Here is a 24,210-nt window from a genome sequence, read left to right on the forward strand (position 1 = left end):
GCAAAATATTTACCATAAAGAAATTCTTTCGTTATCATCTAAAGTCATAGGGTCTTCTTTTTTACAAAAAAATGTTTCTTCAAAATTTTTTGAAAGCCTAACCTGATTATTAATTCTAACATCTACAGGTGCATGGTCATCTGTTTTTAACAAATAATCTTTATATTTAGGCTGAACTACACCACAAAACAACCTTCCAAACTGTATAAAAAAGTCTCTTTTAACTTGGTTATCACTTATTTTTTTATTTGGAAATGCAGCGTTAAATGCATTATTCAAACCAAATTGATCTGCAATATTTTCTCCAAGAGTTAGTTTTCCATTAACGCCATCATTATTAAAAAATGAAATCATTTTTTTTGATTTTCTTTTAAATTTTTTTAAATCATTATCGCTTACCCACTGCGAAAGACTACCATTTTGATCATACTTAGAACCAATTTCATCAATTGCATGACCTATTTCATGACCAACAATCATACCTAATGAGCCTAAATTAATAATATCTGACTTAGTGTCATCATAAAAAGGAGGATGCAATATACCTAACGGCAATACAAAATGATTATAAGAAAATTCATAATATGCATTTGGTGACAATGGAGACATTTGCCACCTTTCAATTTTATCATTTTTGTTAATATTTTTTAGTAATTTTCTCATATTTGCTGTCGTAATTCTTCTAATATTAGTAATAAACATATCATCACTAAGATTAATAATAGGTTCTAAATTCCATTCAGTAATATTTTGTGGTTTTACAAGCTTAAACTTTATGTTCTCAATTTTACTAACAGCTTTATTCTTTGTATTTTCTGATAACCATTTATTGTTTTTAATTTTTTCAACCGAAGCTTGACGAACTTTAGATACTATATTTTTAATTCTATGAACTGGAAAATCTTTATAATCATTTTTTACTATTTCAAAATCTATACTCCTTTCTAAGTAACCAGAAGTCTCTATAGTACAATGTATACTTTTTTCTGAATCCGCTAAAGATCTTCCAAAATGTTTATTATTAAAAACTCTAACTTTGTTATAAAGATCTGGATGTGAATATTTTAAAAACAATAAATTTACCTTATTCCAAAAAGCTAGAGCTCTTACTTCTTCAACGGTTGCATCTTCTAGTAAAGAATTTATTTTAGACATAACTTCTTTAGTTACTAAATTTACTTTAATATTTTTTGGTATTTTTTCTAACATAATTTGAAAGTATAAATTTTTATATTCATTAATCAAAAACTCTCGAGACACTATATTATCTTCAGCAATAACATCACTAAAATCTTCGTTACTTGGAGAAACTTCTGCTATTTGAAATTCAAAATTAATTACAAAATTTGAAAGTTTTTCTGAATCATTAACGCCTATATCCTTAAAATATTTATTAATTAATGATTTATATTCATCTAATAATTCTTTATCTGTATAATATTCTTTTGCCTCTAAATTCATAGAATATGAAAATATAATATCTTTTAAATTTTTATCAAGTTTATTAAATAAATCAGATACTATAATAAGATCCCCTTCTCCATTTATAGAATCTTTAGCAAATAGTTGTAAAATTTCATCTTTATTTAAAAAAGAAATTAATTCTAAATTATCATTAACAAGTTTTTTTTCATCTAACAATCTTTTTGACTCATTCATACATGAGTTGTAAAAATTTTTAATCATTTTACTTCTTTTATTTAAATTTGTTTGACTCAATAATGATTGAACATAATTAATTCTTTTTTGTTTAATCCTTTCTGCAGAATCATCAAAACTAAAAATATATTTATTTTTAGTTTCAGGAATTCTAAATTTTGATATTTCATCTGAACAAACATAGCTAAAAAAATCTTCGCATGGAGAAATTAAATGATTCAAATTAAAATCTCTACGATTTGGTACTTCAAACATATTTTCAGGAATTGTTAAAAATTCTTGAGAATAAATACTAAAATTAAAAAAAGATATTAATAAAATGCATTTTTTTAACACAATTTTCATAAAAATCCTTAATGATATAATTTAAAAATTTTAATAATCTACTTTACAAAAAAAAGACCTCTTTGCTATAAAAATAAAAAGTATCACATAATTTTATTTTTTTTAAATTTTATAAATAAAAAAATGAAATTAAAATTTTAAAATTTAGTATATTTTTAATAAAAAAAAGCAAGCTTCAAAAAGCTTGCCTTAAAAAATAATTGCTTTGTAAATTAATTATTTTTTCTTTTTTGCCGAAACAGATTTCTTTGCTTTAACAACAGAACGGGAACCTGTCACTTGCTCTTTTAAAGATTTTGCCGCGCGAAAGGCAATCTTTTTAGATGCAGGAATCTTAATTTCTTCGCCAGTTTGCGGATTCCGTCCCATACGAGGCGCTCTTTCCTTAACTTGAAGAATACCTATTTTATCGATTCGAAGTTTCTTTCCAGAAGCCACTTCGATTTCGACTGTATTTAAAAAATCAGCAATCACTTCCTTAGTAATTTTCTTTGGAAGTTGGTCAAATTTCGCAGCAACATTTGCAATCATTTGACTAGTAGAAACTGTTTCTGGCTTAGCCATAGAGAACGCCTCCTTTGGTGAGAAAAAACAACAAGAGCAAAAATGTCTAAACCATTTTAACCGCCAAAACTGACGCAAGTTTTAAAAAAAATGGAAGATCTGCATGCTCCTGTTACTTAAATATAAGGAAATCATGATACAAGTCAATAGCCATCATAAAAAAAATGCAATAAAGCTAGCGTGTAACAGGCAATAGATGATCTCTATTTAGACCTCTATTGATGAGGTGCCGAATTTATTGCATAACAGACAGGGTAGCAGAATCGCTGTTTTGCTTAATTTTTTATCAAAAAGGAGTTTTTTATGTCTCTTATTGATGCCGTTCGCGCACGTCAAATTTTAGATTCTCGCGGGAATCCTACTGTTGAAGTTGAAGTTCTTACAACAGAAGGTTACGTAGGACGCGCCGCTGTTCCATCGGGAGCAAGCACCGGAGAACATGAAGCATGTGAATTACGCGATAATGATGCAAATATTTATTTAGGAAAAAGCGTCTACAAAGCTGTTGAAAATATTGAACAACATATTGCTCCTTTACTTGAAGGAGCAATTGATGTCTCAGAACAAGCCGCAATTGATGACCTATTAATTGAAGCCGATGGCACAGAAAATAAATCTAAGTTTGGGGCTAACGCAATTTTAGCAGTCTCTATGGCATGTGCCAAAGCCGCAGCAGAAGAATCAGGATTACAATTATTTCGTTATCTGGGCGGTACTTTTGCAAAAACGTTACCAGTGCCATTGATGAATGTGATCAACGGCGGTGCTCATGCCGACAATAATCTTGATTTTCAAGAATTTATGATCGTTCCACACGGGTTTACTCGTTTTTCAGATGCGCTGAGAGCTGGGGTCGAAATTTTTCATAAGCTTAAAAAAGTTCTAAACGACAAAAAATTGGCAACAACCGTTGGAGACGAAGGTGGTTTTGCTCCCAATCTAAGTAGTAACGAAGAAGCTCTCCAGCTCCTTTCTTTAGCAATTGAAAAATCTGGATACAAAATTGGTTCGCAAATTAGCTTTGCCCTTGATGTCGCTGCGAGTTCATTTTTTAAGGATGGAAAATACAACTTAGCAGGAGAAGGGGTTAAAAAAACTTCTGACGAAATGATTGCTGTATACGAAAAACTTTGTAATAAATATCCAATTGTAAGCATTGAAGATGGGCTTGATGAAAATGACTGGGAAGGCTGGAAACACTTAACCAACCAACTTGGTAAAAAAATTCAATTAGTTGGAGATGATCTTTTTGTCACAAATCCACTGCTTCTTGGTAAAGGAATAGAACGCGAAGTAGCCAACTCTATTTTAATTAAGCTCAATCAAATTGGAACTGTTACAGAAACCTTAAAAGCCATTGAACTTGCTAAAACACATAGCTACACAACGATTATTTCGCACCGCAGCGGAGAAACCGAAGACACATTTATTGCTGATTTAGCTGTTGCAACAAACGCCGGTCAAATTAAAACAGGGAGCGCTTCGCGCTCTGACCGCATTGCAAAATACAACCAGCTAATTCGCATTGAAGAAGAACTTGGTAGTACAGCGCACTTTGCTTGGAGAATGGGGCGCCGCAATTGATTGCGGCCTTATTTAAAATAACATTAATTTAAATTACTTTAAGCAGTAATTTTATAAAGCGTTTATTATGAATTCATCAGTAAAAGTTCAGTTTTCAGATTATGCAATGCTTGCTCATTTGTTTATTGAGCTTCGTGGTAAAGGGTTATCATTGTCTGCAGCAGATTTAGATATTTTAAAGTCTTGGGAATTATCTGGAATTAAGGCTGAATTTATTGCAAATGTTATGCATGAATACGCCGAAGAGTGTAAACAGAAATCTAAAAATTTTCCTAATTCACTTTTACCCGTTTACCGTAAAGTTCATGCAATATTATTAAAATCTTCAGAGTACTAGGTGAATTATCATGCATTCAGAACGAACCATCGAAGAGATTTTTTTATCTTTACAAAGTTTGGCTGAACAACGAGAATTAGAAGAAACAGAAGAACAACAACCGAACAAAACTTCTACACGCTGTTTATGCGGAAAAGAATATGCGGCTTCCAATGAAGATGCTTTTAATTATGAAAATGATGCTGAAGACATTGATGAAGACGGCGAATCTCCAGAAAAAACAACAGAAGCTGGTGAGCCGATTTATATTGAAAACACACAAAAAGGTCTGCGTTATGCTGTATGTCCTGCATGCAATCCGCGTTTAAATTGCCAATTATGTGACGGAACAGGACATAGAATATTAAACCGTGTGCATGTATTTGAAACAGAAGATGGTGAATTTGAACATGTTTGCGAAGATTTAAGCCCAAATACCTGTTCGTGTACGCATACAGAACGTTTGGTGACACTATTAAATAACGCCGAAATTCCTAGTAAATATGTGGAAGCAGAAATAAATTCGTTTAAACATAATCATTTAACAGAAAATCAAACAAAAAAATTAATTGAAAACATTCAAAGAGTCCAAAAACTTTGTTTTCAACTCGCTTCTACAGCAATTTCACAACAAGCAACAAACCAAAAATACTTTGTTACTTTATTTGGGCCTGTTGGATCTGGCAAAACTTTACTTGCCGTTGCGGCTTTAAAAATGGTTATTATTAATTTTGGTTTTACTGGACGTTTTGTTGATTTTCAGTTTTTGTTAAATCAAATTAAAGCCGAATACGATCAAAAAAAATCTGGAGAACATTTACTTAAACAACTAAGAGATGTTGACATACTGGTTATTGATGAACTCGGAAAAGGCAGAAATGAAAACGAATGGCAATTAGAAAAACTTGATGATTTGATCAATTCTCGCTACAACGCTAAAAAAATAACTATTCTTACAACTAATTATTTACCACAACAGCTTAAATATGATGACAAAGAAATCCCTCGAACAACTCATAATTCAAACTATTGGGGTGATCAAATAAAATCGAGTATTCCTGTGCATGAATCATTTTGGACTCAAACTCTCATTCAAAGAATTGGCGCTCGAATGTATGAACGTATTTATGAGGTTTCAGAGTTTATAGACTTTACAGAATTACCAAGTTATCGAAAATTTGTAGGCAAAGATTTTTTAAGTTTATATGCATCCAAAAATAAATAAAAATTAAAATTTAAATTAAATTTTTAAAAACTAATTGAAATCCCTGCTTGTGTAGTTAATAAAACCCTCGACTTTGCCCCACCAGGAAGCTCTTTTATGTTCCAGTCGTACAAACCATAATTTAAACTAAGATAAAAATAATTTTTTGATTGCAAATGACCTTCAAACATATATTTAATTAATGGAGTTACAATAATAGAATTAGCGTCTGTTGCAATTAATTTTTTAGAAACATAATTTAAATTTGTATCTAAACCAAAATAAATATTTTTAGTTAAAAAAACCAAAGGTTGCAAAACAACTCCAACTCTATTTGTATTACGTGAAGTTTCTGTGCCATTTGGACTTAATCTATTTTTATCATCAGTAATTTTTAAAACAGGAAGATCCTTTGAATAGGTATTATTTAAAATTATGATACCTGTTATTAAACCAAAATTTTTAGTGAACATAAACTCTGAAGAATCAGAAAGTCCAATAATATTTTGTGGATAGTTTAAAGGAATTCTGTCTTCACCAAGATATTTTGTATTAGAATTATCAAAACCATTGTATGGATATGTTGAAAACCAAATTGTAGTTGTTCCCTTAACACTATTAGTTAAAGGTCTTAAATACACACCTCCAATTATCATTGAAGATGTAGAATAAATTAATTCTTTTTTAACATTTAAAATATTGTCTTTTTGATAACTTCGATAATATCGTAAAGAAAAAATTGGTTGAAAAATTTTGCCTTCTGAAAGTATAAATCGGCCACTCATAAATAAAGTAGCAAGATAATCGTCATTTGAATACAAAACATTTGTACCATTAGCATCTAATATATAATTTCCAGATAAATCTTTCCCTTTCGACAACACTGTCTCTTTATTAACAGCCACTGCAATTTGAAATACTGAGGAATCGATTCCTGCTCCAATTAATCCAATTTGATTAAATGGGTTTGCAATTTGAAATGCAGAAATATCGTCAAACTCAAACGTTCTTTTTCCAGCCCATATAGAATAATCTGTAAATGGTAAATGAATTTTTACATAAAAATCCCTTAATAAAAGCCTTCTTTTTGGATAGCTATTAGGAAATAAATTGTAGTTAATTGATTTTGTCCAATAATAATCAAAACGAGTTTGCAACTCCCCAGTGTTTTTTAAATTGAGTCCTAAACGCGCAGAAAGAAAATTTGCTTTATAAGCCTCAGCACTTGTTGCTTGATTTTCGAGTTGTTGGTCAACCTCTTCACCTTTAAATATAGTGTTTACACCAGACGTTGCATCCGCTTTAAAATCAAGCCCGTAACTGATATCTAGTTTATCGTTGAGCGCAATTTTATCTTGTGCTGAAGCGTAGCTCAGCAAAGAGAGACTTAAAAATGTAAAACATTGATATATAAGAAAATTATTTTTAAATAAAAAATCCCTATTAAAACAAATATTTATATAATACAAGTTGATTTATCCTATTAAAATTTATGATTAAGATCAAATATCATCATCAAGTTCCCCTTGACCCAATAAGTTCAGATAATATGTTTATACAGAAACATGCCGCTACCTGCCAAGGTTGCAGCTCTCAAAGAGGTCTATGTAAATGATTACAAAAATTAAAGAAATAATTGAACAGCAAATTCGTCCGGCCCTCCAGTCTGATGGAGGAGATATTGAGCTTGTTGATGTTGAGGATGGTATTGTTAAAGTTAGACTTGTTGGTGCGTGTTCCCATTGCCCTTCAAGTGCAATGACTCTTTATCATGGAGTTGAAAAAATGCTTATGGAAAAAGTGCCTGAAGTCAAAGGCATCGAGCAGGTATGGTAACCATGACACAAACTACAACTCAATTAAACACAGTTCAGGAACTTGAAAGCTGCTTAACCGCAGAAGTTTTAAATGCCTTAGGCGGTTTTTCTTGGTCAGAGCGTGTGCATCATATAGAACACCATGCAGGCAAAATGCGTGTCCATTTTTTTTCTGATGGCCTCAATCTCTCTGCAAAAACAGCGGTCGAAAATTTTTTGCATGAAAAACTGTCTACCAAAGACAATGAGTTGACTGTTTACTTTGAAAGAAAAGAAAAAGCGCCGCAGCCAACAACAGCATCGGCACAATCTTCTTCAACTCTGTCTCATGATTCTTCACGCACTCATTCACACTCCCACTCTCAACCACATAGCGCTACAACTTCTGATACACGCCCCCAATCAGGAAAACGTTCCATATCAGGGGTAAAACGAATTATTGCAGTGGCAAGTGGTAAAGGTGGTGTGGGCAAAAGCACAGTCAGCGTTAACCTTGCCTTAAGTCTTTACAATCAAGGCTACAAGGTGGGAATTCTTGATGCCGATATCTATGGCCCTAGTATTCCAACTATGCTGAACATTCATAAAGATCCTTTAGTGAACGAAAATAATAAAATTATTCCCCCCGAAGCTTACGGCTTAAAGGTTATGTCATTTGGATTTTTTGCTCCAGAAGAAACCGCCGTCATTTGGCGCGGCCCAATGATTATGAAAGCGCTGCAACAATTTTTTTGGGATGTTGATTGGGGTGAGCTTGATTTTTTAATTATTGACCTACCTCCTGGCACAGGTGATGCACAACTCACCCTTGTCCAAAGTATTCCTTTAACAGGTGCCGTGATTGTCACAACTCCACAAAACGTGGCGTTGCTTGATGCCGTTAAAGGGATTGCAATGTTTCGCAAAACAGAAGTGCCAATACTTGGCATAGTTGAAAACATGTCTACCTATTCTTGCCCTAAATGCAGTCATGAAGCGCATATTTTTGGCAAAGGCGGCGCAGAGCGTGTGGCACAAAAATTTGAAGCACCACTACTTGGGCACTTGCCTCTTTTTACTGAAATTCGTGAAGCTGGAGATTGCGGAGAGCCATTAACAGCAAAACCAAACCACCCTATTCGTACTCATTTTTCTGTTATTGCAGAACAGGTTGTAAAAAATGCAATTCATATGGACACATCTCGCACAAAACATGACTAACTTGCACGAGATGTTTTCATGGAAGACTGGTTGGTAATATTTTTTTGTTGCTTGAGTTGCATCGAAAGAATGGCTTCAAACAGTTTTTTAGACAGGCTTTGATTTTCAAACTCAACTCCCACACACCATTCTCCAGATTCGGAGCTTGTCCACGACACCTTTCCAATAATTGATTGCAGCTTAGTTTCGACTGCGGCATCACTGGCCGCTTTTTTCTTAGTTTTAGCAGATAAAGTAGAAAGAGCGGGAGCTTTTTTTGCAACCTTACTCGCTGTTTTTTTCTTGGCAGCAACAACATCTTTTTGCAATTGGTTATCTTTTAATGCGGCGGTCAAACAAACCTTACTCATTTCCGCAAGGCTGCTATTTTCAATTTCTGTGTGAGAAGGAAGCTTTAAAGTGACAACACTGCCCAACGCAATAAACTCCATGCTTGCAAGCAAATGCTTCCAATCTGTTAATCCTGGTTTATTATTCTTGCTTGGCTTTAGCTTTACGCCACTCAATGAACAGTCTTCTATTACCCCGCAAAACGAAATAGGGAGTGCTTTAATGTCATGATTTTCTTTTTCGATTTTGCTTTTACTCAGCTTAGATGTTTTGAGATCCTTTGTTCCTTTTTTTGTGGTGCTTTTTAGCTCAGGAAGAAGGGTTTTTTTACCTGTTTTAGGAGTTAGAATTTGCTGATATGCTGTTAAACTTTCATTTTCAAGCAAGATTTCGGCAAACACAGGCAAATTGCACGATACTCTTTTTTGTTGCGTAGTACGGGTTTTATTGTCACAAAAGCGCTGTGCCACAGCAATCACAATTTCTGGGTTTACAGGCTTTTTTAACCAACTTTGGCAATCAGCATATTGTTTTAGCGACGTTTCAATTGTTTGCACAACCTCTGGTCTATCAAAGGCTGTAATTAAAATAGGAATACTATAAAGCTTTTTTAACCTTTGCGCGGTTTGCGCACCATCAAAATCAGGAAGATCAAAATCAATCACAAATGCGTCCAATCCTTCATGATGTTTAGCAATTTCTAGAGCCTCAGCGGAGCTCCTTGCGACAACCACCTGTACGCCTGGATAATGATCCTTAAACACTTCACTTGTCATGACGAGGCTGGCTTTACTTGCATCTGCAATCAAAATTTTTTTCACTTTTGTCTCCAACTTAAACCAAAACGTTTAAGAATCCAGGTTTTACTATTGCAGTCATGATTATAAGCTTGAAATACAAGATATTAGAGAGGCAAAAGTACTTGATAGACCAAAAGTATTGACACTAGAAACAGAATGACGAGAGCATTAAAAAACAAATGGCTCCCCAGGGGTGGATTGAACACCCGACCAAGTGATTAACAGTCACTTGCTCTACCACTGAGCTACTGAGGAACGTCTTTGTGAAAGAGTGTCTACATAATCGCATGCAATAGGTCAAGTCGATTTGAAAAAAAAATTACATTTTCTTGCGAGAGTCTATTTTTACCTAAATTTATAGGGGTCTTATAATCTTTTAGGGTATCAACCCTTCTGAGTTTAAAATATAACTTTTTTCCCAAGAAAATTCCCATTTATGAACACGCTGTTGGCCAGTCACCAACGGACGCAAAATATCGAGGCGTTTGAGACGTCTATGAAAATTGCCTGGATCAATATCTTGGTTCGAAAGCATTCCCACAAGTAAACGCAAGTCTTGAATTGAAAATACTTGTGATAACAATTCAAACGTAAAAGTGGTATTTTTTACCCACAACGGCACCTGATTCAAACATTCACGTAAAAAAAGACGGCTATCTGGTGCTAAAATTGAGTCTTGCGAAAAAAGATTTTCGGCATCTAACCAAATTCCTCTTGCTTGCGAAGAAAACTCTAAAGGCAGAGCAATTGCGCGCACGATTGCAATACTTTGCGCATGCTCAAACAACAAATCGCGATCATACACATCGACAATACGATCTTTACAACGAGCAGAATGAAACCAAGTTTCTAAATCAGCCAAATGTGCATTTGCTAAAAGATCGCTTAAAATACGTCTAGTACCTCCATGTAAATGAAGATCTTGTTTAAGAGTAATACTTGGAAAAGTTTGTTTTTCACTTACGGGATCTTTAGTCACTAAAACTCGAAGACTATCGCTCACAGCAGCAATAGGGATCAAAAAAAGTTCTGTTTTCAAGAAAGGTTACTCCATCTGTTTTTGTGCTGATATATGTGAAGAATCACCAACTGAATAAAGTTGGGCAAGTTGCGAGAGCCAATCTGTCTCGACAATATAGACAGAAGACAAATCAGATCGTTTTAAATACACATTTTTTTCATTTTTTGGAACCCTATTGCCAACAATTATTTTTATAGGTTTTATTTTAGTCGTTTCATTAAACTCAAAAGAAAAAACTTTCAATGGTTTAGTAATGCCAAAATACTCTAGATCTGCGTTACTTGGATTGAGTATAATATCATCGGCAGACATTAACTCCCAGTTAGAAAAGAAATTAAATGCATCTTGACTAGGAGTTTCAGAAACAGATGGTTGTTGAGTTGTTGATGTTGTACGGTACCAATTATTATCTTTTCGCACAAAAGATAATTCATCAGAAAGAACGATTCTAGAAATAGAATCAGTATTAATATTTAGCATAATAAGTTTATTACGAAAACTTTTCTCTTTTGGCACAAGATCTGGCCATAAGTCCAAACTTAATTTAGCAACAGAACCATCAACCATTGTGATATAAATACCATCTTTAGTAATGCTCAATTCAAATTTTTGCAGAATTTTTTGATTTGCATCTTTAAACGTAACAATAGCAGAAGGATTTTTTAAATTAAATTTTTCAATTAAATTTTTAGTAATCTCATTTTTTTCATACACTTTATCTGCTAAAAGCCCCTGATAACGACTTAAGTAATCAGAAATAAAGTTATCATCACCTTTCCATTTATGAGGCTTTAACACTTCCCACAAATTATTATTTTTTTGAACTAACAAATTTTCTTTATTATAATTTAATTCAATTTCTGTTACGTTTTGCCCTGTAAAATTACCTATCCTTTTTGTTCTAAAGTCAGCTAATGTTTTGTCTTCAATTACACTCGAAAACATATCACTAACTACTAATAATTTATTTTTAGCAGGATTAATAGCATAAACAGAAGAAAAACCAGCAGCTTGTTCATTTGAACTCTTAATAAAACCTAATTTGTTACCTAAAAGTAATTGTAAGCTATCTTTTCCTTTTCTTTCAATCGTAACAGAATTTAACGCATTATCGAGTCCATATTGCGCAAGTTGTTTTTTGTCTCCTGTAAGCAAAGCTTCTGTATTTGGAACTTCTTGTTGAACAGTAAGTTGTTGAACTGCAGATAAAACATTATTTATTGTATCTTGATCTGCAGAAAGCTCTACTGGCTTTAAAATACGCCAAGGAGATTCGTTATTGTCTCTAGCAAAAGTAAAAGTATTTGCTTTATTTTTTACAGAAAAATTTAAAACATCTTTAGTCTCAAAAAAAATAGCATGCGCAGTTTCTTTAAGACGCTCTTCCTTTTTGTTGGTATAATAATCGTCTCCATAATAAATAGCAGAAAGTCCTAATATTGCAAAAATACCAAAGCCTACTTTTTGAGAGAACTTCATGCAGATCTCCTTCTAAACCAAATAAGCAAGCCAGAAATTGCTGTAAAAACAGGTAATATACCAGAAAAAAGCGGTAACCATGCTCCAGGATTGCGAGACAAATTAAATTGCTTAGGAGAAAAATCGCGAGGAGGAATTGTAACCAATTCTTGATCCTGATAAAGATGCGCAACAGTAACAGGTAACAATTCATCAGAAATTGGAGTAAATTTTGAAAATGGACTAACAAAACTAAAACCAAAAACAACCACTTCAGATTTATCCTTCGCTGGATCAGAAATTTTTATTGCAGAAGGATCATCAGCAAGCTTAGAGACACCAGTCAAATCAACACTAACTGCGAGTGGCCAAGATTTGTTAGGATCAAAATTTACATCAGGAGTTAACTGAAATGGGACATTTAAATCAATGCGATTTCTTGCATCAGAAGTTAACGTAATTGGAGCAGCGCTAAAAGAAGTTAATAATACACTAGCGTTAGTTTTTAACGGCGAATTCTTTTTTTCTGAAGTCATCACAGAAATTGGACGACCGCCATCAATCAACATCACCGCTTGCGCCCCATAAACCTGAGCAATAATTTTGGTAATAGGGGACTCAAAACTAAAGTTACTGGCAATAACTGGCGAGCGAGATAAATTTTGCTTAGCAATTTGTTGTCCAATGGGGGTTTTGGAATTGAGCATTAACAAAGTGGGATCTAACTTTAAGTTTAGCGAAGCATAAAGTTTTTCTAAACCCTGCTCACGAAAAGGATTTACAATTAAAACCAGACGACCACCGTGCGCAATAAAGTTTTTTAGGATATTTTGAACTTCTTCACTGTATGGAATATTGTTATCACCTGCTATTAAAACTCTAGCATCTTTAGGTAAAAAACCTTGTTTAATATTCCAATCTTTAACTTCATAAGATTTATGCTGAAGTCCTGCTACAATATCAACATAGCTTTTATCAATTCCTGCATCTACAGAAATTGAAGGCTCTCCACTGCCAGAAAGAAAGTAAACAATTTTTTTAAAGCGAACTAAATTGATTAAGGCATTGGTTAATCGACTTTCTGTGACAACACCATCAATTTCTGTTTTATTATTATCTGTCATTAAAACTAGCCTAGAAAACCCAGACGGCTGAACTCTTTGCAGCGCTTCTTTATTATTAAAAGCAATCGGACCAACATTAATAATATTATTTGATTTTTTTGCAAATAAATTAATAAGATCGTAACTACTATCACAATAATTTTCAATTGGATTTTGTGAAGGAACACAATAAATTTCAACTTGCTTACTTAAAGCATCTAAAAATTTATTTGATTCATCGCTTAGAGAATTAATTTTATTAGAAGTGACATCAATTGTTTTTGAAAAATTATTTTTATTTAAAATAACAGCAGAGAAAACAATTACCACAACACCAAGAATACTTGATACTATTGCTTGAGCAAAATATTTAGGTGCATAAACTTCGCCATTATCAGAATTGTTTTTACCTTTAAACCAAAAAGGAAACACAATTACCGCAAGAACTGCAACACAAACTCCAATTAAAACAAAAGGAATAAATTCAGATATAACACTTAATCTTTGCCATAATAAAAGCACTAAAAAAGCAAAAAATATTGTTACTATTGAAAATTCAAGCTTATATTTTTTCATAAATTATATTCTCCACTTCTTAATTTCCATCACAAATCGACACAGAAAAAGAAACACTAATACAATTGCAATATAAGTTGCGACGGAACCAGTTTTAAGAATTCCTTTAGAAAAATCATTACTTAAATCTAATAAGTTAATACTTTTTCTATACCAATCTGGAACACCAGGAATAAATCCAGAAATAATAAACGCAATAATAAAAAACGCAGAACCCAAATAACTTAATACAGGATTTTTTGTTAAAGAACCTATAAATAATCCAATTGAAATTATAGTAGCTGTATTTAAAATTAACCCTAACCAACCTGTGGCCAACACTTTTAAATCTGGCTCAGTAAACACATATGTAAAAAGGGGATAAATTAACATCAGTAAGGTAATAACAGAAAAATAAAAAGTAACTCCCAAAAACTTTCCAGCAACTATTTCCCAAGTAGAAATTGGAGCTGCAGATTGTAATCTATAGGTACCGTTATTTAAATCTTCACTCATTGCTTTCATTGTAAAAGCAGGAATAATAAAAATATTAATATAATTTAAAAATCCTAAAACTTGCGAAATAATATCGGATACAGGATCAATAGACTGCCCTCTATCAAGCAATATTCTTACAACTATAAAAAAAACAACACCAGATATTAAAAATATAATACATGCAGCTATCCAACCTAAAGGCGTACCAAAAAATCCTTTAAAGTCTCTTTGCGCAATTGATAATGTTGCACTCATACTAATTCTCCTAGCGACGAAATTTGTATTTGATGATTTCCTGGCTGCGAACGAATTACATCAAAAAACAATTCTTCAAGACCTTCTTTTTTTTCTTCAATTCCAATTAAAGGAAAATTTTCTTGAACAATTTGTTCTGTTACATTAGCAATATTTTCGCCATTATTTTCGCTCCAAAATTCACTACCAAACTCAACTAATATAGAATTGTTTTTTTGCGCTAGTGGTTTTGCTGAACGTACATAATTTCTTTGTTGAAACCAATTTAATGCTTTTTCGGATTTTGATGCAAAAGTATATAAGTAATATAAAGGTTTAGTTTTGTCATTTTTAATTGATGTTTTAGCTGCAATATGGCCATGGTTTATAATTACAACTTCATCACAAGTTGCTTGAACCTCTGATAAAATATGCGAACTTAAAATCACTGTTCTATCGTTTGCTAATTTTTTAATTAATTGACGAATATGCAAAATTTGATTTGGATCAAGACCTTCTGTCGGTTCATCCAAAATTAAAACCTTGGGTTTATGCACAAGTGCGGCACACAATGCCACACGCTGCCTGTATCCTTTAGACAAATTGCCAATAACTCTATTTACCACATCTGCAACATCGCATTCATGAATAACCCAATCAACATCGTTTTTACGAGCACTTGAATTAAGGCCACGAAGCTTTGCAACATAATCGACAAATTCATGAACCCTCATTTCTTTATATAATGGGGGATTGTCAGGTAAATAACCTACATTTGCTTTGACATCTTTTGTTTGTGTAACAACATCAAAGCCGCAAATTTTTGCACTTCCCGAACTTGGTCCAAGCAAACCTGCTAAAATATCCATTGTGGTTGATTTCCCAGAGCCATTAGGTCCTAAAAATCCACATATTCGCCCCGTTCCAACAGAAAAATTTAAACTATGCAAAACTTTTCGTTCGCCAAAAAGCTTTACAAGCTCACTCACTTCAATCATTTTTTCCTCCCAAAAATGTTTGCATTGGATTCAAAATGCTAGTTACGGTAAAAAGCACCGTCAAATTGTCGGTATCTTAATGCGTAAGAAATATATTAGCAAATTCAAGCAAATCAAGGGTTACACCGATTAACAGCAATGCATTCTATTCAAAATTTCAACAGAAAGGCTGAATGCTATGCGCAAAAAAAAATTTGGCAATCAAACTTTTGCAAAAAAAGTTGCAGAGCTTAATCGCAAAGCGATGGCTCACGAACATGTTGTTAACTTAGAGGCTTATCGCGCAATATCAAGAGGACCAGAGTCTAAAACAATTCTTATTGTTGACGATGAACCCGTTGTTCGCAATGCGATTAAAAGAATTTTTGAAAAAGATAATTATCGTGTCATTACAGCAAAAGATGCAATGGAACTTTCAAAAATTATTGAAAACACCAAGCTTGATTTAATTCTACTTGATATTCAATTACCCTGGGTTGACGGCTATGAACTTTGCTCATTATTAAAATCGCATCCTCTACTTAAAAATTTGCCCGTAGCATTTATATCAGGTAATAAAACAGAAGAGGATATTAGAAAAGGTTTTGATGCAGGATGCGATGATTACATTACAAAACCCTTTGAAGTTGAAGAAATTCAAAAAATAGTGAGTAAGTTATTATTTATGTCGAGTTAGGAATCCATGAGTCTTAATAATCGGAGTATTGTTTTAAAGTTTGGCGGAGCTTCTGTCAGTTCTCCCGAAGCATTTTCTTCTATTGCAAATATTATTTTAACAAGAAGACAACAATACAAAAAAGTCGTTGTTGTTGTGAGTGCAATGGGAAACACAACAGACGATCTGATTGCTCTCGCACATAAGGTAAACCCCAATCCTCCGCGTCGCGAACTGGATATGTTAATTTCTGTTGGAGAGAGAATCAGTATTGCTTTACTAGCAATGGCACTGGCTGCTAAAGGAACAGAAGCAATTAGCTTTACCGGCAGTCAATCTGGCATCATAACGACAAATAATCACTCCAACGCCAAAATCATTAATGTCAAACCACATAGACTACGACCTCATTTAGAAAATGGTAAAATAATTATTGTCGCTGGATTTCAAGGCATGAGCACCGAGGGAGAAATTACCACTCTTGGCAGAGGAGGTTCCGACACCACTGCAGTTGCGCTAGCTGTTTCTTTAGAAGCCGAAAAGGTTGAGTTTTTTAAAGATGTACTTGGAATATACGATTGCGATCCAAAAGTTTACTCCAATGCACGCTTATTGCCTGAACTCAATTACCAAGAGGCTTTTGAAATTATGAATGCAGGAGCAAAAGTTTTACATTCTCGATGTGTTAGATTGGCAGAAAAAAACTCTTTGCCCTTAAAAGTCATTCCCTTTTCACGATTTCAAGAAGAAAACCTTGGCACAATTATCCAAGACACGGTAAAATTAAAAAATAATATTAGTTACGAAGATGAATTTTAAACCAAATATTAAATTTTAATTTAGTATTATTTTGGAGAAACCATGAAAAACGTTGTACTGGTTGGCGCTAGCGGTCTCCTTGGAAGTCATGTTCTTGCTTTGTTAACCAAAAATCCTGATTTAAAAATAACATGCCTTGTTAGAAATCAAAATCTTGAAAAAACAACAGACAATGTAAACGAAGTGATTTTTGATTTTGATAATTTTAATGAGTACAAAAAAATTGGCTGTGAAATTCCATGCGACATGTTTTTTTGTTGTATTGGAACAACTTTAAAAAAGGCAAAAAATTTTGAGGCTTTTATAAAAGTTGATAAAGATTATCCAATAAACTTTATAGAAAATATAAAAAAAAATTCTCCAAATACTTTATTTATTTTTATTTCAAGCATTGGCGTTTCTAACCCTACAGGTTATTATTTAACTGCAAAATGTGAAGTTGAAAAATCATTAACAAAAAGCTTGTTACCATATATTATTGTAAGACCAAGCATCCTTTTAGGTAAAAGAAAAAACATTAGAATTGCAGAAACCATTGGTGCATTTTTTCTCAAAAAAGTAGATGCTATTACAAAAAAATTTAATATTAGCGATAGTTTTTCATTTAGCAAATATGCACCTATTGAAGCGAATAAATTAGCAGAAACAATGGTTCATCATGCGCTAAATTTTGATAAAGCCTCCCCTGGGATAATCTTAGAAGGCGACAGCCTAACTTTATAATAACACTATTAAAATTATTATTAATTCAACAAAATTTATAAATTATAAATATTATTTTTTAAAAATTTAATATTTACAAAATAAATTCAATAAAAACTTAAATAATAGATATATTTCTAAAATATAATAATTATTAACAAAATTGACAAATTAGTTATATTACTTATTTTTAAAAAATTGCTTTAATAGCAAGGAATTTTTTTAAAAAGATAATTTTAGGAATTTTATAAATGTTAAAAATAAAAACAATTAAAGAAAAAATATATTTAATATTTTTGTTAACTTTAATATTTGGAAATTGCAATATTTTATGTTTTGCAAATATCACTTCAATTCAAAGCTTACAAGAACTTTTTAACAAACACGATATTGAAAAAATCGAATCTGATTTAAAAGATTTTAGCCTAAAAGATAGACAAAAAATAAAAGATTTAACAAAAAATAATTTAGTAACTTTATATAAAGACAACAAAACTGGAATTAAATATGTAGAAAAATATTTTGACTTTGAAAGCTTAAATGAACACAATGAAAATAAACTTTCTTCAGACAATGAATTTGCTGCATATGCATTTAGTAAAAATTTTAAACTTAATTTAGTCCCCCCCACTGTTAAATTTGTTGATATTAAAAACCCCAGTAATTACTATGTTAGACAATATTATTTTGAAGATGGCTTTGCAATTGATGCTGAAAGCAAAAAATTTTTAGAGTCAATTCCCAGTAGCAAAAAACAAGATTATTCATCTAAAAATACCCCTTTAGTGATTTTTGATTATTTATTAGGAAATTCAGATCGAAACTTTAATAATTATATTATTTCAAAAAATGGATTTATTATTGCTTTTGATCATGAATTTATTTTTAGATATTATTTTAAAGATAGCGAAATTTTAAAAAAAATTACTCTTCAAGATTTTTATACTTTTTTTTCTGACAAAGAGATTTATGATAATTTTATGAATACTAATTGGGAAAAATGGTGTAATGAAAATTTATCAAAAATATTTTTAGAAAGTGATTTAAAAATCAAAAAAATTTTTTTAGAAAGAATTGATAATATAAAAAAACAAGCAAGTGAATTTGTGAATCAAAATCCTGAAAAATTTTTTCAAGAAGCACAAAAGTTTTATCACGAATCTTTAGAGACAAAAAAAAAGATATTTACTTATCTTCCTCCAAAAGTTCCGCCAAGACCAAAAAAATATCCAATAATCACTATACCCGTTAACGACAATTGTTAATTAAATTTTAATTTATTTTTTATTATCTTCGTAGAAAACTTGCTCAAACACTCTTCTTTCGTCTGCCATTGTGTAAGATGCCTTTGTTTCTTTCACTAATTGACTAGAAAAATCTAATACTTCTTGTAAATTACAATTTTGAACACCTTTTTTTAAAAATTTCATCATGCCTTCATTTAATTTACGTTGTGCTGTCAACGCATGCTCAATTCTTTGAGTCTGAATGTCTTCAAAATTTAGAGATTGAATCATAGTATAAACTTGAGGCCTTAAACGCTCTTCGAGTCGACAAACACTTTCAAATCGTTTAGAAATTTCAGACCAAATTTTATCAAAAGCATTTGAGCTCTCATTGGCTCCTTCAGAACTTTCCTGATTATTATCTTTATTTTTATTAAGTATTGGCACTTTTGTCACATCAAATTGTGCAGAAGCCTCGGCAAAAATATCATCGGCTCTAAAAGTTGCCCGTTGATTTAAGGCTGTGGCCTCGGTACCAGATGATTTATTAAACAAGCTTTCGTAGATTTCTTGTGCACTTCTGCCTTCTTCTACTACCAAACTATCCATTTTTTGAATTGCGTTGGACATAGCGTCAACAAAAGACCTTACATTCGATTGTAAATCGATAAGCTGATATTCCATTAATATAGAAAAATGAAAAAGGAGCTGCATAAGCACTTGCTCTGGATTTTGCAATTTCGCAAAAGGTAGTTCTTTTTCCATTATCTATCTCCGATTGCTCATATTTCTAAACAGGATAAATGCCATACCAAACCTGGCAAGGTATTTATCGGGCGTTTTAGACAAAATCTGATAAGATGTTAGTGAGGTTGTTAAAATCTTTTAAATTTGATATAGAGGTATAAGATTTTGTATTTATTAATAATTTGGATTAAAGTTTTTTTTACCCAAAGATGAATGTCAAACTTCACCTTTGGATAATATTAAGTTCCTAATCCAATTGCGAGTAATTTTCTTCCCTGAGGAAACAAAACTTCAATTTTATTTAAACCATTTTCAGCAACAACAAAACCAATGCCAAATACTTTGTGATTTAAAATTTCTCCTGGCTTAAAGCGCGCTGTAGCTTTGTACTCTTTAGCTTGAGAAATATTATTTTTTTGCGCACTGAGTCTTGCTTCGTAGTTTGCAATGTCTTCACTGGTTCCAGATTGCATACTCAAAGGCAATTGACTTGCATTTTTTTGCACTCTGGTTTCAACTTCATCCTTTTTACGAGATTTCGCTTTAGATTTACCTTTCTTTTTTGGAATACCCTCTTCTCCCGTTAAACGCTTTGCGCCAGCATCTAAATCAAGATCTTGTTCTTCATCACGATCCATTTCTCGTTTCCCTCCTTTTGCTAATGAAGCCTCAGATTTTGGTGGACGATATTGTTTCTCTGATTTACAGGTATTGCACTGTACCCGTCCAGGTTGATTATTAGTTTCCACAGTTACAATAGTATGAGTTAAATTCATCTTGCAACGGTTGCAATAAGCTAAAATGTCATGACCAACACGAGACGCAGATTTTGACTGAGTTGAAATAAATAGAGAATTGGGACCATCCGTAATTGCCATTATTCCTCCAAAAGGCACAAACAAAACAAAATTAAAGAGAGAGGGCGAACTCTATGCCCGCCGTTTGCTTAAGTGTTGTATCATTGGAATCATTCTTGACAAGCGTATAATAGACATGAAGAACGGGGGATTTTAAAAAAAGTCCAGACCCCCAAAAAAAACGTGAAAATTTTGGGTTATAACCTACACTCCCTTTAACCTCTAAAAACACTTTTGTTATAAGAGTTAAACCACCAACAAAACTTTGCAATCCATTTTCAGTGTCAAATAATATGTCTGAACTCAAATTGACAGACTGATCCATCAAAAAAGCAGACACTCCAAAGTCAAAAGTTTTTGCATTATATTTATCAAATAATCCATTAGTACTTAACCCTAAAAAAATTGGCGAATCTAAATTTAAATTAATTTGATAAAATGCACCTAAACCAACCCTATAGTTGTTATCGTTCCATTTCCATAATTCGGTTAAATTCAGTTGCTGATAATCGAAAGACAAACCTAAACTTAAATTGTTTACATTTGGTAATTTATAACCCAACCCCGCTTTAATGCTTCTGTCACGAGAAGTTCCATTTGGAATTGTTTCTCTGACACGAATCGCCATTGCAAATGGTGGTAGGGTTGAATCAAAGGCAACAACTTCAAATGAATCTATTTTTGAAGACCATGCCATACCACCAGAAAGAGTATATTGCCTTTTTAATGCGGGAAGTATTGCCGGATTTGCATCCATCATCGACGCATCTCCTGGCGCAGACGCGCCTGCTCCACTCGAGGCAGCAAGCGAAGAAGAAGGCCTGTTTAATGCATCAGAAGGTGAAAAATCATTTGAAAAAGCTGGCATAAAATAAATTACGTTTAAAAAACATAGCTGGACAAGAATTATTTTCTTTAGTTTAAGTGACATCGTGGACTCCATTAGGATTCTTTCCAGTACGAAAGGGCAAAACATGACCGTAAAAAGTTCTCTAATTAAAACGCTACGCGATCGAGGGCTCATTGCTCAAATTAGCCATGAAGAAGAATTAGAACAACTTTTTTTAAAAGGAAATAAAAATGCAAAAGGAGAAAGGTATGCAGTTTACTGCGGCTTTGACCCCACAGCAGCGAGTCTTCATGTTGGCAACTTGTCTGCATTAATGATGTTGCGCCGCGCGCAAGATGAAGGTTTGCAACCCATTGTTTTATTTGGAGGCGCGACAGGACTCATTGGAGACCCTACAGGTCGAAGCGAAATGCGCCCAATGAATACCAAAGAACAAATCTCTCAATACATCGAAAATTTTAAAAACTTAGTAAACCGGTACTTTAATCATGAATGCCCCAATCCTCCAATTTTTGTAAATAATATCGATTGGATAGGAGGCATGAGCTGGATAGATTTTTCCCGTAATGTAGGTGTTCACTTTACTGTTGCGCGTCTTCTTTCTGCCGAAGTGAATAAAACTCGATTTCAAGAAGGCGGACTCACCTTCATGGAACTTGGCTATCAATTATTACAATCTTATGATTTTTTACATTTATATCAAAAATACAATTGTATTTTACAGTTTGGTGGCGATGACCAATGGTCTAATATTTTATCTGGCGCCGATCTGATCCGAAGGGTTCAGGGAGGCAAAGCATTTGCACTCACAACACCACTTTTGGTTGGCAGTGATGGTAAAAAATTTGGTAAAACCGCAGGAAATGCCGTTTGGCTTGATCCTAAAATGACCTCTTCTTACGACTTTTTTCAATTTTTTAGAAACGTTCATGACGCTGATGTTCAAAAAATGTTTTATGTTTTTACTTTAAAAACGCAAGAAGAAATTGAAGAAATTCTTAAAAATTCACAGATAAATGCGATTAAAGAACTAATGGCATTTGAAATTACTAAAATCGTTCATGGTGAACATGAGGCCATTAAAGCTCTTGAAGCAGCAAAAACATTGTTTTCTGGACAAACAGGAGATCTCTCACACGCTCCTTCAACAATTTTAACAAAACATGATGTGCAAGAAGGCGTCGATATTCTTTCACTTTTAATCAAATGTGAATTATCAACGAGTCGAGGCGAAGCAAGAAAATTAATTCAAGGAAATGGACTCACATTTAACGGTAATAAACTGAATGACTTTAATTATAAAATCAAAGAAGAAGATTTTCATACAGAACAAAACGCGATAGTTTTGCGAAAAGGTAAAAAAGATTATCATCTTGTTAAGTTAAATTAAAATTTGTTTAAATATTTAATCGTTCACCATTCCTAACTTAATAAATCTATCAACATCTAATCTACCATATTTTGAAATTATTTCGTTTTCATTTGTATTATTATAATCATTAGCACTCATAAATAAATGATCAAGCATTGTATTTAAAGATGCTGCAGGAAATGCTCCATAATATAAAGACATTGCAGCAGCAACCACTGCAACAGAAAAACTCGTACCACTGACAAAATCTAAATTTCCCTTATTATTTGTTAAATGTAAGTTAATTCCTTGAGCAGACAAATCGACATTTAATCCATAATTAGAATTATAAGCCCTAACAAGCTGATTGTTATGCGAAGAAACTGTAACCACGTTATTTAAATCGTAACGACTTGGATAAACTTCTTGTGTATCTATGTTCATATTTTCATTTCCTGCAGGAACTACAAAGACTATACCTTTTTTTGCAGCGTTAGAAATTAAAATTTTTTCTATAAATATTGAACTATCATAAGGTTTACTTAAATATGATAAACTTAAATTTACAATTTTAGCATTGTGAAAAACAGCCTCGTCGATTGCTACAGCTAATTGTAACGAGCCATATTTTTTTTCTGTTTGACTACTATCTCTCGTAACATTAACTCTGTAAGAATACAGCTCAGCATTTTTAGCATAAACATTTTTGATACTAAAATATTCATCAATACCTGCAAATATTGATGCTAAGTATGTAGCATGAGAAGATATTATTTTAAAAGGATCAGAGCTATCATTTGTTAAATTTATACTAAACTTTAACTTTGCCTTAATTGCTCTTGTAACTGGAACAACTCCCGAATCCACTATTGCAACATTAACTTTTTGTAAACTAACATTTGCTGAATTTATACGATCTAAAGCCTTATCAAAATTTGCCTCACTATAAGTACGAATAAAAATTTCATTATATTTTTTATTACTTAAAAATTTATTAAAATTATAATCTATTCTAACTTTAGCATTTTCTTCAATTATTTTATATAAACTACTATTAACATAATTGTTTTTTAACTGACTATTATTATTTAAGGCTACTAAATTATTAATAGATTTAAACCTATACACAACCTTTTTACCATAACTATCCAATTCATTATCAGTTAATCCAGTTTCTAATATGTAAATTTTATCTTTAACTACATCAATATTTTCATCATCTGTATTTGAACATGATAAAAATAATGTGGCAGTAAAGAGGTTGAGATAATTATATAGTTTTTTTTTATTTATCATAAATAATATCACCGATAAATT

General features: G+C 32.4%; 23 protein-coding genes and 1 tRNA gene. 10 read left to right on the forward strand and 14 right to left on the reverse strand.

Annotated features, from left to right (window positions below; translation table 11 throughout):
* Window positions 1-9: 9 nt before the first annotated feature.
* Window positions 10-2,004: a M13 family metallopeptidase gene (locus Spiro2_RS10920; RefSeq protein ID WP_338635844.1), complete on the reverse strand. Its 1,995-nt coding sequence runs from the start codon at window positions 2,002-2,004 to the stop codon at window positions 10-12.
* A gap of 216 nt (window positions 2,005-2,220) precedes the next feature.
* The gene (locus Spiro2_RS10925; RefSeq protein ID WP_338635845.1) at window positions 2,221-2,568 is read right to left on the reverse strand and encodes an HU family DNA-binding protein; all 348 of its coding nucleotides are present in this window, start codon (window positions 2,566-2,568) and stop codon (window positions 2,221-2,223) included.
* 303 nt (window positions 2,569-2,871) lie between these two features.
* On the opposite strand from Spiro2_RS10925, the gene eno reads away from it, so the two are divergent.
* The 3 genes from eno (at window position 2,872) to Spiro2_RS10940 (ending at window position 5,693) form a co-directional block, all read left to right on the forward strand.
* Window positions 2,872-4,152, forward strand: coding sequence for a phosphopyruvate hydratase (gene eno / locus Spiro2_RS10930; RefSeq protein WP_338635846.1), 1,281 nt, complete (start codon window positions 2,872-2,874; stop codon window positions 4,150-4,152).
* 67 nt (window positions 4,153-4,219) lie between these two features.
* On the forward strand, window positions 4,220-4,489 hold the full coding sequence (locus tag Spiro2_RS10935; protein ID WP_338635847.1) for a hypothetical protein: 270 nt from the start codon (window positions 4,220-4,222) through the stop codon (window positions 4,487-4,489).
* Between the two features lie 10 nt (window positions 4,490-4,499).
* Window positions 4,500-5,693 carry an ATP-binding protein gene (locus Spiro2_RS10940; protein WP_338635849.1) on the forward strand — a complete coding sequence of 398 codons (1,194 nt, stop codon included), beginning with the start codon at window positions 4,500-4,502 and terminating at the stop codon, window positions 5,691-5,693.
* Window positions 5,694-5,716: 23 nt separating this feature from the next.
* Here the strand turns inward: Spiro2_RS10940 and Spiro2_RS10945 are convergent, their stop codons facing one another.
* Window positions 5,717-7,141 carry a hypothetical protein gene (locus tag Spiro2_RS10945; RefSeq protein WP_338635850.1) on the reverse strand — a complete coding sequence of 475 codons (1,425 nt, stop codon included), beginning with the start codon at window positions 7,139-7,141 and terminating at the stop codon, window positions 5,717-5,719.
* A 142-nt stretch (window positions 7,142-7,283) separates the two neighbouring features.
* On the opposite strand from Spiro2_RS10945, the gene Spiro2_RS10950 reads away from it, so the two are divergent.
* A complete protein-coding gene (locus Spiro2_RS10950) occupies window positions 7,284-7,508 on the forward strand; it encodes a NifU family protein (RefSeq protein ID WP_338635852.1) in 225 nt (74 codons plus the stop codon).
* 2 nt (window positions 7,509-7,510) lie between these two features.
* The gene (locus tag Spiro2_RS10955; protein WP_338635853.1) at window positions 7,511-8,689 is read left to right on the forward strand and encodes an Mrp/NBP35 family ATP-binding protein; all 1,179 of its coding nucleotides are present in this window, start codon (window positions 7,511-7,513) and stop codon (window positions 8,687-8,689) included.
* Here Spiro2_RS10955 and Spiro2_RS10960 read toward each other — a convergent pair.
* The 7 genes from Spiro2_RS10960 to Spiro2_RS10990 all read right to left on the reverse strand — a co-directional run bounded on the left by Spiro2_RS10960 (window position 8,686) and on the right by Spiro2_RS10990 (window position 15,686).
* Window positions 8,686-9,840, reverse strand: coding sequence for a response regulator (locus Spiro2_RS10960; protein ID WP_338635854.1), 1,155 nt, complete (start codon window positions 9,838-9,840; stop codon window positions 8,686-8,688). The two genes, Spiro2_RS10955 and Spiro2_RS10960, sit on opposite strands and share 4 nt — an antisense overlap.
* A gap of 159 nt (window positions 9,841-9,999) precedes the next feature.
* A tRNA-Asn gene (locus Spiro2_RS10965) sits at window positions 10,000-10,074 on the reverse strand.
* A gap of 121 nt (window positions 10,075-10,195) precedes the next feature.
* Window positions 10,196-10,858, reverse strand: coding sequence for a hypothetical protein (locus Spiro2_RS10970; protein ID WP_338635855.1), 663 nt, complete (start codon window positions 10,856-10,858; stop codon window positions 10,196-10,198).
* 6 nt (window positions 10,859-10,864) lie between these two features.
* Window positions 10,865-12,319, reverse strand: coding sequence for a DUF4340 domain-containing protein (locus Spiro2_RS10975; protein WP_338635856.1), 1,455 nt, complete (start codon window positions 12,317-12,319; stop codon window positions 10,865-10,867).
* Window positions 12,316-13,977, reverse strand: coding sequence for a Gldg family protein (locus Spiro2_RS10980; protein WP_338635857.1), 1,662 nt, complete (start codon window positions 13,975-13,977; stop codon window positions 12,316-12,318). Before Spiro2_RS10980 ends, Spiro2_RS10975 begins: the two co-directional genes overlap by 4 nt.
* A 3-nt stretch (window positions 13,978-13,980) precedes the next feature.
* Window positions 13,981-14,709, reverse strand: a complete 729-nt coding sequence (locus tag Spiro2_RS10985) for an ABC transporter permease (protein ID WP_338635858.1) — start codon at window positions 14,707-14,709, stop codon at window positions 13,981-13,983.
* Window positions 14,706-15,686: an ABC transporter ATP-binding protein gene (locus tag Spiro2_RS10990; protein ID WP_338635859.1), complete on the reverse strand. Its 981-nt coding sequence runs from the start codon at window positions 15,684-15,686 to the stop codon at window positions 14,706-14,708. Before Spiro2_RS10990 ends, Spiro2_RS10985 begins: the two co-directional genes overlap by 4 nt.
* Before the next feature lie 178 nt (window positions 15,687-15,864).
* Here Spiro2_RS10990 and Spiro2_RS10995 point away from each other — a divergent pair, with 178 nt between their 5' ends.
* From Spiro2_RS10995 to Spiro2_RS11010, 4 genes are all read left to right on the forward strand, one after another.
* The gene (locus Spiro2_RS10995; protein WP_338635860.1) at window positions 15,865-16,362 is read left to right on the forward strand and encodes a response regulator; all 498 of its coding nucleotides are present in this window, start codon (window positions 15,865-15,867) and stop codon (window positions 16,360-16,362) included.
* Between the two features lie 6 nt (window positions 16,363-16,368).
* On the forward strand, window positions 16,369-17,160 hold the full coding sequence (locus Spiro2_RS11000; protein WP_338635862.1) for an aspartate kinase: 792 nt from the start codon (window positions 16,369-16,371) through the stop codon (window positions 17,158-17,160).
* 42 nt (window positions 17,161-17,202) lie between these two features.
* Window positions 17,203-17,883 (forward strand): NAD(P)H-binding protein, encoded by a 681-nt coding sequence (locus Spiro2_RS11005; RefSeq protein WP_338635864.1) that lies wholly within the window; start codon window positions 17,203-17,205, stop codon window positions 17,881-17,883.
* Window positions 17,884-18,113: 230 nt separating this feature from the next.
* Complete coding sequence (locus Spiro2_RS11010; protein ID WP_338635866.1) at window positions 18,114-19,127, forward strand: hypothetical protein; 1,014 nt, start codon at window positions 18,114-18,116, stop codon at window positions 19,125-19,127.
* Between the two features lie 12 nt (window positions 19,128-19,139).
* Here the strand turns inward: Spiro2_RS11010 and Spiro2_RS11015 are convergent, their stop codons facing one another.
* The 3 genes from Spiro2_RS11015 to Spiro2_RS11025 form a co-directional block, all read right to left on the reverse strand.
* Entirely contained in the window at window positions 19,140-19,853 is a 714-nt protein-coding gene (locus Spiro2_RS11015; protein WP_338635868.1) for a hypothetical protein, read from the reverse strand.
* A 221-nt stretch (window positions 19,854-20,074) separates the two neighbouring features.
* The gene (locus Spiro2_RS11020) at window positions 20,075-20,713 is read right to left on the reverse strand and encodes a hypothetical protein (RefSeq protein ID WP_338635869.1); all 639 of its coding nucleotides are present in this window, start codon (window positions 20,711-20,713) and stop codon (window positions 20,075-20,077) included.
* A gap of 31 nt (window positions 20,714-20,744) precedes the next feature.
* A complete protein-coding gene (locus Spiro2_RS11025; protein WP_338635870.1) occupies window positions 20,745-21,623 on the reverse strand; it encodes a hypothetical protein in 879 nt (292 codons plus the stop codon).
* A 43-nt stretch (window positions 21,624-21,666) separates the two neighbouring features.
* Between Spiro2_RS11025 and tyrS the strand changes: the two genes are divergently transcribed.
* Window positions 21,667-22,932 carry a tyrosine--tRNA ligase gene (gene tyrS / locus Spiro2_RS11030; RefSeq protein ID WP_338635871.1) on the forward strand — a complete coding sequence of 422 codons (1,266 nt, stop codon included), beginning with the start codon at window positions 21,667-21,669 and terminating at the stop codon, window positions 22,930-22,932.
* Window positions 22,933-22,947: 15 nt separating this feature from the next.
* On the opposite strand, the gene Spiro2_RS11035 is transcribed toward tyrS, so the two are convergent.
* Window positions 22,948-24,189 (reverse strand): S8/S53 family peptidase, encoded by a 1,242-nt coding sequence (locus Spiro2_RS11035; RefSeq protein WP_338635872.1) that lies wholly within the window; start codon window positions 24,187-24,189, stop codon window positions 22,948-22,950.
* Window positions 24,190-24,210: the final 21 nt, after the last annotated feature.

Origin of the sequence: Spirobacillus cienkowskii (genome assembly GCF_037081835.1) — a bacterium.
In the GTDB taxonomy this organism is placed as follows: domain Bacteria; phylum Bdellovibrionota_B; class Oligoflexia; order Silvanigrellales; family Silvanigrellaceae; genus Silvanigrella; species Silvanigrella cienkowskii.

What these genes read in the sequence shown, in the direction of transcription:
- Spiro2_RS11020 (WP_338635869.1), bottom strand. Translation starts at nt 20,713, where the DNA reads ATGGCAATTACGGATGGTCCCAATTCTCTATTTATTTCAACTCAGTCA.
- Spiro2_RS11025 (WP_338635870.1), bottom strand. Translation starts at nt 21,623, where the DNA reads ATGTCACTTAAACTAAAGAAAATAATTCTTGTCCAGCTATGTTTTTTA.
- Spiro2_RS10920 (WP_338635844.1), bottom strand. Translation starts at nt 2,004, where the DNA reads ATGAAAATTGTGTTAAAAAAATGCATTTTATTAATATCTTTTTTTAAT.
- Spiro2_RS11015 (WP_338635868.1), bottom strand. Translation starts at nt 19,853, where the DNA reads ATGGAAAAAGAACTACCTTTTGCGAAATTGCAAAATCCAGAGCAAGTG.
- Spiro2_RS10990 (WP_338635859.1), bottom strand. Translation starts at nt 15,686, where the DNA reads ATGATTGAAGTGAGTGAGCTTGTAAAGCTTTTTGGCGAACGAAAAGTT.
- Spiro2_RS11000 (WP_338635862.1), top strand. Translation starts at nt 16,369, where the DNA reads ATGAGTCTTAATAATCGGAGTATTGTTTTAAAGTTTGGCGGAGCTTCT.
- Spiro2_RS10955 (WP_338635853.1), top strand. Translation starts at nt 7,511, where the DNA reads ATGACACAAACTACAACTCAATTAAACACAGTTCAGGAACTTGAAAGC.
- Spiro2_RS10975 (WP_338635856.1), bottom strand. Translation starts at nt 12,319, where the DNA reads ATGAAGTTCTCTCAAAAAGTAGGCTTTGGTATTTTTGCAATATTAGGA.
- eno (WP_338635846.1), top strand. Translation starts at nt 2,872, where the DNA reads ATGTCTCTTATTGATGCCGTTCGCGCACGTCAAATTTTAGATTCTCGC.
- Spiro2_RS11010 (WP_338635866.1), top strand. Translation starts at nt 18,114, where the DNA reads ATGTTAAAAATAAAAACAATTAAAGAAAAAATATATTTAATATTTTTG.
- Spiro2_RS10925 (WP_338635845.1), bottom strand. Translation starts at nt 2,568, where the DNA reads ATGGCTAAGCCAGAAACAGTTTCTACTAGTCAAATGATTGCAAATGTT.
- Spiro2_RS10980 (WP_338635857.1), bottom strand. Translation starts at nt 13,977, where the DNA reads ATGAAAAAATATAAGCTTGAATTTTCAATAGTAACAATATTTTTTGCT.
- tyrS (WP_338635871.1), top strand. Translation starts at nt 21,667, where the DNA reads ATGACCGTAAAAAGTTCTCTAATTAAAACGCTACGCGATCGAGGGCTC.
- Spiro2_RS10940 (WP_338635849.1), top strand. Translation starts at nt 4,500, where the DNA reads ATGCATTCAGAACGAACCATCGAAGAGATTTTTTTATCTTTACAAAGT.
- Spiro2_RS11035 (WP_338635872.1), bottom strand. Translation starts at nt 24,189, where the DNA reads ATGATAAATAAAAAAAAACTATATAATTATCTCAACCTCTTTACTGCC.
- Spiro2_RS10935 (WP_338635847.1), top strand. Translation starts at nt 4,220, where the DNA reads ATGAATTCATCAGTAAAAGTTCAGTTTTCAGATTATGCAATGCTTGCT.
- Spiro2_RS10985 (WP_338635858.1), bottom strand. Translation starts at nt 14,709, where the DNA reads ATGAGTGCAACATTATCAATTGCGCAAAGAGACTTTAAAGGATTTTTT.
- Spiro2_RS10995 (WP_338635860.1), top strand. Translation starts at nt 15,865, where the DNA reads ATGCGCAAAAAAAAATTTGGCAATCAAACTTTTGCAAAAAAAGTTGCA.
- Spiro2_RS11005 (WP_338635864.1), top strand. Translation starts at nt 17,203, where the DNA reads ATGAAAAACGTTGTACTGGTTGGCGCTAGCGGTCTCCTTGGAAGTCAT.
- Spiro2_RS10950 (WP_338635852.1), top strand. Translation starts at nt 7,284, where the DNA reads ATGATTACAAAAATTAAAGAAATAATTGAACAGCAAATTCGTCCGGCC.